We start from the raw sequence: 6,051 nt of genomic DNA on the forward strand, positions 1-6,051 counted from the left end.
GATAAAACAGGTAAAATTGCTTTATTTAAAGTAATTGAAGCTGATGATGATAAGTTAATTGAAACTTTGGAAAGATTGAAATAAGATAATAGATATTCAGATTTTGGATCTTCAGAAAAGATAAATTTGAAAATCTGTGGCTAAAACAAATATAAAATGAGAAAACACATCGTTGCAGGAAATTGGAAAATGCACAAAAACAATCAAGAAACAGTTAAACTTCTTGAAGAAATTATAGCTAAAAAAGCTACAAATGATACTGAAATAGTTGTTGCTCCAACCTTTGTAAATCTTTTAACGGCTGTTGAAAAAACAAACAGTAAAGGGATTACGGTAGCTGCTCAAAATATGCATCAAGCAGAAGGTGGTGCTTTTACAGGAGAAGTAGCTGCTGATATGCTGACTTCAATTGGTGTAAATACAGTTATTTTAGGGCACAGTGAAAGACGTGCTTATTTTCATGAGACAGATGCTTTATTAGCTCTTAAAGTTGATACCGCTTTGAAACATGAAATGCGAATCATTTTTTGCTTTGGTGAAGAACTGAAAGACAGACAAATAGACAACCATTTTAACCTAGTTGAATATCAATTGCGTGATGCTTTATTTCATTTAGAAAAAAGCGATTGGTCTAAAATCGTTTTAGCCTACGAACCTGTTTGGGCAATTGGAACTGGTGAAACTGCATCTCCAGCACAAGCTCAGGAAATGCATAAATTCATCCGTACTTTAATCGATAAAGTATATGGATACGAAGTAGCTGAAAATGTTTCAATTCTTTATGGTGGAAGTGTAAAACCTGATAATGCAAAAGAGATTTTTTCAAATCCTGATGTTGATGGTGGCTTAATTGGTGGTGCAGCTTTAAATGCTGATGATTTTTTGGCTATTGTAAACGCTTTTTAATTAATTAAGAATTCCGTTATAATTTTTAAAATCCATTACTTAATTGTGATGGATTTTTTTGCATTAAACCTTTTTAAAAAATTATAGCTAATGAACATACATTTTTGTTATTCTTAAAAATTAAAGCATTAACAAAGCATCACTTTAGTTGTTAAGTTTAGGGTTCTCCAACCAACAAACTTTAGAAATTAAAAAAATAGGTTTAAATAAATTTATTTCTAAATCATTTCAAGCAAAATAAGAAACTTCTTTGCCCAAAATCTTGATAGATGAACCAAAATCGATTAGTGATTTAAAAGAAGTTAAATTATTGTAAAATGTGACCATTGTAGTGTTTTCTGAATTTGGAAGAAGAGTCAAAGACAACGGAAAAGGAAGTAATCATGGAGCTGCTGCTCCAATGTTTATAGTTGGTGGAAGCAACAAAGGAAGCATTATTGGAAATAATCCAAACTTAACCGATTTAGCTAATAGTGATTTAAAATATGAAATAGATTTTAGAAGCGTTTATAGTTCATTATTAGAAAATAAGTTAAGTTTTAACCCTAAAAAGATTGGCTTGAAAAATAAATCCATTGAAGGTTTGTTCTAAAAACTAAATTTTAAAAACCTATCTTTGCAGGCTTTTAAAAATTTAAAGAATGTCGAATAACAATATTATAAAAGGAGTTTTTTTAGTAGGATTAGGTGCTACGAGTTACGGAATGCTAGCTACTTTTGTTAAATTAGCTTACCAAGAAAATTTCACAACAGCAGAAGTGACTTCAGCACAATTTATTTATGGAATTATTGGAATATTAATCATCAATCTATTCCAAAAACAACAAGCTAAAACTAATGTAGTTAAAGCTTCAAAAAAGAATATTTTTCAACTAATGTTGGCAGGAACTTCATTAGGAATGACTAGTGTTTTCTATTATTTATGTGTGAAATATATTGATGTTTCTATTGCCATTGTTTTGTTAATGCAAACGGTTTGGATTGGAGTTCTATTAGAATGGTTTTTAGATAAAAAAGCACCTTCTACTCAAAAAATAATTGCAGTTATTATTGTACTTTTCGGAACATTAATGGCTACAAATCTATTGAATTCAACAGTTGAAATTGACTGGAAAGGTTTAGTTTTTGGAATACTAGCAGCTTGTTCCTTTACAACAACCATGTTTACTGCAAATAAAGTTGCTTTGGGAATTTCATCTGCGCAAAGAAGTCTATATATGCTTTTAGGCGGTGCAGTTATTGTAGCAGGTTTTGCTTTATTTACGCAAACAACTCCTTTCAACTTTGAAATTTTTATGAAATGGGGAATTATATTAGCTCTTTTTGGAACTATAATTCCACCTATGTTAATGAATTCTGGTTTTCCTCATATAGGTTTAGGTTTAGGAAGTATTGTTTCTTCCTTAGAATTACCTGTTTCTGTAATGATGGCTTATTTTATCTTAAATGAAACGGTTATCACATCACAATGGATAGGAGTTCTTTTAATTGTTTTTGCAATTGTGATCATGAACTTAACCTTTAATCGAAGAAAAAAGTCATAAAACGATAATTTATTTCATTATGCAATAAAATTTAACATATTATATAATTTTTTAACTAAATTCGGATAACAAAATTAAGTTAAATGAATTTACCTTGGCATCAATACTTGATGGGATTAGTTTATGTCTTTGCAGGCATAAATCACTTTAGAAATCCACGTTTATATTTAAAAATAATCCCTTCTTACATTCCAAATCCTAAATTATTAAATCAGTTAAGTGGTTTTGCAGAAATAATTTTAGGCATTGGATTATGTATTGCATTAACCTCCTCTTGGAGTGCTATTGGTATTATTGTTTTATTAATAGCTGTCTTTCCAGCCAATTTATATATGTATCAGAATGAAAAAGCAAGATTAGGTTTGCCAAAATGGGCAACATTAATACGTTTGCCTTTACAATTAATTCTAATCTATTGGGCATATATATACATTAAATAGTATAAACAAAAAACAAAATAAAAACTTAAATTTTAAATTATGAGAAAACTTTTAGCAGAATTTTTTGGGACTTTTTGGCTTGTATTTGGAGGATGTGGTAGTGCTCTTTTTGCAGCTAATTATTTACTACCCGGACAAGTTGAAACCAGTTTAGGCATAGGTTTTATAGGTGTTTCACTTGCATTTGGTTTAACTGTTCTGACTATGGCTTATGCTGTTGGTCACATTTCTGGCGGCCACTTTAACCCTGCTGTTTCGTTTGGTCTTTGGGCAAGTGGTCGATTTGAAACTAAAGATTTAGCACCTTATATTATTTCACAATGTGTTGGAGCAATTGCTGCTGCAGGTTGCCTTTATTTAATACTTTCTGGCAAAGAAGGCTTTGCAATTGATGCCACACAAGCTGGTGCTTTTGCTTCTAACGGATATGGTTCTTTTTCTCCTGCCGGTTATTCTATAACTGCTGTATTTATTGCAGAATTTTTATTGACAATGTTTTTCTTAATAATAATTTTAGGGGCAACTGATAAATTTGCTAATGGAAAATTTGCTGGAATTGCAATTGGTTTTGCTTTAACATTAATTCACTTAATTAGTATTCCAATTTCGAATACTTCAGTAAATCCAGCGCGTTCATTATCTCAAGCTTTATTTACACAAGGAGAACCTTTAAGTCAGGTTTGGTTGTTCTGGGCAGCTCCTATTTTAGGGGCATTAATAGGTGGGCTTATTTATAAAAACTTACTTCAAGATAATAAATAATAAAATTATTTAATTCTGAACAAAATCAAAAAAGCGATGTTAAACTCATCGCTTTTTTTTATATTTTTACAATATGTTAAACCTATTTCCAGAAGAAAAAATTATTTTAGAATTACCAGATGCTATTTTTGAGTATTACCCCAACTTTTTATCCAAAGAAAAGGCAGATGAGTTTTTTAAATTATTAAACGAAAAAATACCTTGGCAACAAGACACAATTACTGTTTATGGAAAAAACCATTTGCAACCACGATTAACTGCTTTATATGGAAATGAAGGGAAACCCTATAAATACTCTAATATTATCATGAATCCTCATCCATGGAATGCAACGCTAATACATTTAAAAGAGTTAGTTGAAGAAAAAGCAAAACATAAATTTACCACTGTTTTACTTAATTTATATAGAAACGAAAGAGATAGCAATGGTTGGCATGCCGATAATGAAAAAGAATTAGGTAGAAATCCTATTATTGCTTCAATTAGTTTAGGAGAAGAACGTACTTTTCAACTGAAACACAATACTATAAAAGAAGCTAAGCAGCATATAATTTTAAAACATGGTAGTTTGATTTTGATGAAAGAAGGTAGTCAAATTCATTACAAACATCAAATCCCAAAAACAACTAGTAGCAAAAATCCAAGAATAAATTTAACTTTTAGGACTATTTTATAAATATTTTTTAAAAAATTAATAAATTGACGTTTATATTTTATTAAATTGTTAAAAATTAAATGAATATTGAAAAATTGCTCTTTTTTTGTTAATATTGTAAATAATAACCTTAAAAAATGTGAAGTAATTTTCATAAAATGAAAAAAAGAAAAATTTCAGAATTAGACAATGAAACTTTAGAGCGAATTGTTAGTATGGCTCAAGAAGAAAAAAAACCTTATGAAGTCATTAAAGAAGAATTTGGTATTGTAGAAAATGATGTCAATGACTTTATGCGAAAAAAACTCAATAAAGAAAATTTTGAGTTATGGAAAAAGAAAGCTATTGCAAGTAAACCTAAACCTAAACCTTTAAAGTTCAACACCATTGAAGATGACGATTTAGATGCAAAATACTACATAAAAAATAAATTTGATTAAAACTTAACGCTTGTTCATCAAGCGTTTTTTTATATACTTTTTTAAACAAAATTAAAAAATACTTTAACTTTATTTATTTTATATTAAATAATATTTATATTTGCATGAATATATTTGATATGAAACCTAAATTCCCTAAAAATTGTCCAAGTTGTGAAAGCACTCTTATTGTAACACAATTGAGTTGTCAAAACTGTGAAACGAAAGTTTCTGGCAATTATCCTCTTCCTATATTATCACAACTTTCAGAAGAAGAGCAAAATTTTATTCTTCAATTTTTTCTAACCAGCGGAAGTTTAAAAGAAATGGCAACCCAAATGGGAAATAGCTATCCTACTGTGCGTAATAAATTGGATGATATGATTGAGAAGATTAAAAAATTGAATGATTGAAAAATTTAAAAATTATGGAAGAAAAAATCTTATTTGAAGAAAAACAGCAATTTCGTCAATGGTGGTTGTGGTTGTTAATTTTAGGCTTAAATGCATTTATATTTTACAAAATATTTATTGAAAAAAACTACGGAAATGGTTCAAAAAGTTTAGCCATTATTCCTATTGTAATAATGCTTTTAGTATTTATACTTTTCTATATTATGAGTCTAAAAACTAAAGTTTATAAAGACAGGATTGAAATTAAGTTCTTTCCTTTTGGAATTCATAAAATATATAAATTTCAAAATATTGAAAAAATGGAAGTTCTAAAATACAATCCCATAATGGATTATGGCGGTTGGGGAATTCGTTTAGGAGCTTATAATATTTCTGGCAATAAAGGATTAAAAATCCATTACACTAATAAAAATTCTTTCAAAGATTCTATTTTAATAGGAACTCAAAAACCAGAAGAATTATCAAAAATCATAAAATCAATACAAAATGATTAAAACACTTTTAAATCCGTTTGAAAAATATTCAGAGAAAGAATTGTTAATTTTCGGAATACTATTCTTGCTTATTGGCTCTCTTTTGGGTTATCAATTTAATGCACTATTTGACAGTATTTTACATATTTCATTTCCAGATAACATTAGCTTTATCAGTCATTTACTTCAAAACATAGCCTTAACGCTGATTTTGACATTTTTTTTGTTTGCCTTGGGAAAGTATTTTAATTCAAAAACTAGATTCATAGACATTTTAAATAGTAGCTTGATTGCAAGAATTCCGTTTTACTTAACAACTCTTGTAAATATTAATGATGCATCTTCAACTATTTCCAATAAACTCTTAGAAAGTCTAAATGATTTAAAAAATATAACTATTTCAACCCAAGACTATTTTGTTTTATTTCTAACTTCGATA

General features: G+C 28.5%; 10 protein-coding genes. All 10 read left to right on the forward strand.

Features of this window, described 5'->3' with window-relative positions:
• Positions 1-156 precede the first annotated feature (156 nt).
• Positions 157-906, forward strand: a complete 750-nt coding sequence (gene tpiA, locus AACZ53_RS13330; protein WP_339839416.1) for a triose-phosphate isomerase — start codon at positions 157-159, stop codon at positions 904-906.
• 319 nt (positions 907-1,225) lie between these two features.
• Entirely contained in the window at positions 1,226-1,498 is a 273-nt protein-coding gene (locus AACZ53_RS13335; RefSeq protein ID WP_339839418.1) for a DUF1501 domain-containing protein, read from the forward strand.
• Positions 1,499-1,547: 49 nt separating this feature from the next.
• Positions 1,548-2,450 carry a DMT family transporter gene (locus AACZ53_RS13340; protein WP_339839420.1) on the forward strand — a complete coding sequence of 301 codons (903 nt, stop codon included), beginning with the start codon at positions 1,548-1,550 and terminating at the stop codon, positions 2,448-2,450.
• A gap of 83 nt (positions 2,451-2,533) precedes the next feature.
• Positions 2,534-2,890 carry a DoxX family protein gene (locus tag AACZ53_RS13345; protein ID WP_339839423.1) on the forward strand — a complete coding sequence of 119 codons (357 nt, stop codon included), beginning with the start codon at positions 2,534-2,536 and terminating at the stop codon, positions 2,888-2,890.
• A gap of 39 nt (positions 2,891-2,929) precedes the next feature.
• Complete coding sequence (aqpZ, locus tag AACZ53_RS13350; RefSeq protein WP_339839426.1) at positions 2,930-3,652, forward strand: aquaporin Z; 723 nt, start codon at positions 2,930-2,932, stop codon at positions 3,650-3,652.
• Between the two features lie 73 nt (positions 3,653-3,725).
• The gene (locus AACZ53_RS13355; RefSeq protein WP_339839429.1) at positions 3,726-4,328 is read left to right on the forward strand and encodes an alpha-ketoglutarate-dependent dioxygenase AlkB; all 603 of its coding nucleotides are present in this window, start codon (positions 3,726-3,728) and stop codon (positions 4,326-4,328) included.
• A gap of 137 nt (positions 4,329-4,465) precedes the next feature.
• Positions 4,466-4,747 carry a DUF2805 domain-containing protein gene (locus AACZ53_RS13360; protein WP_339839432.1) on the forward strand — a complete coding sequence of 94 codons (282 nt, stop codon included), beginning with the start codon at positions 4,466-4,468 and terminating at the stop codon, positions 4,745-4,747.
• Positions 4,748-4,866: 119 nt separating this feature from the next.
• The gene (locus AACZ53_RS13365; protein ID WP_026717966.1) at positions 4,867-5,139 is read left to right on the forward strand and encodes a DUF2089 family protein; all 273 of its coding nucleotides are present in this window, start codon (positions 4,867-4,869) and stop codon (positions 5,137-5,139) included.
• A gap of 14 nt (positions 5,140-5,153) precedes the next feature.
• Positions 5,154-5,633 (forward strand): hypothetical protein, encoded by a 480-nt coding sequence (locus tag AACZ53_RS13370; RefSeq protein WP_339839434.1) that lies wholly within the window; start codon positions 5,154-5,156, stop codon positions 5,631-5,633.
• Positions 5,626-6,051 (forward strand): hypothetical protein (locus AACZ53_RS13375; RefSeq protein ID WP_339839436.1); only part of this gene is annotated, 426 nt, incomplete at its 3' end. The genes AACZ53_RS13370 and AACZ53_RS13375, both read left to right, overlap by 8 nt.

This window comes from uncultured Flavobacterium sp. (genome assembly GCF_963975005.1).
Classification (GTDB): domain Bacteria; phylum Bacteroidota; class Bacteroidia; order Flavobacteriales; family Flavobacteriaceae; genus Flavobacterium.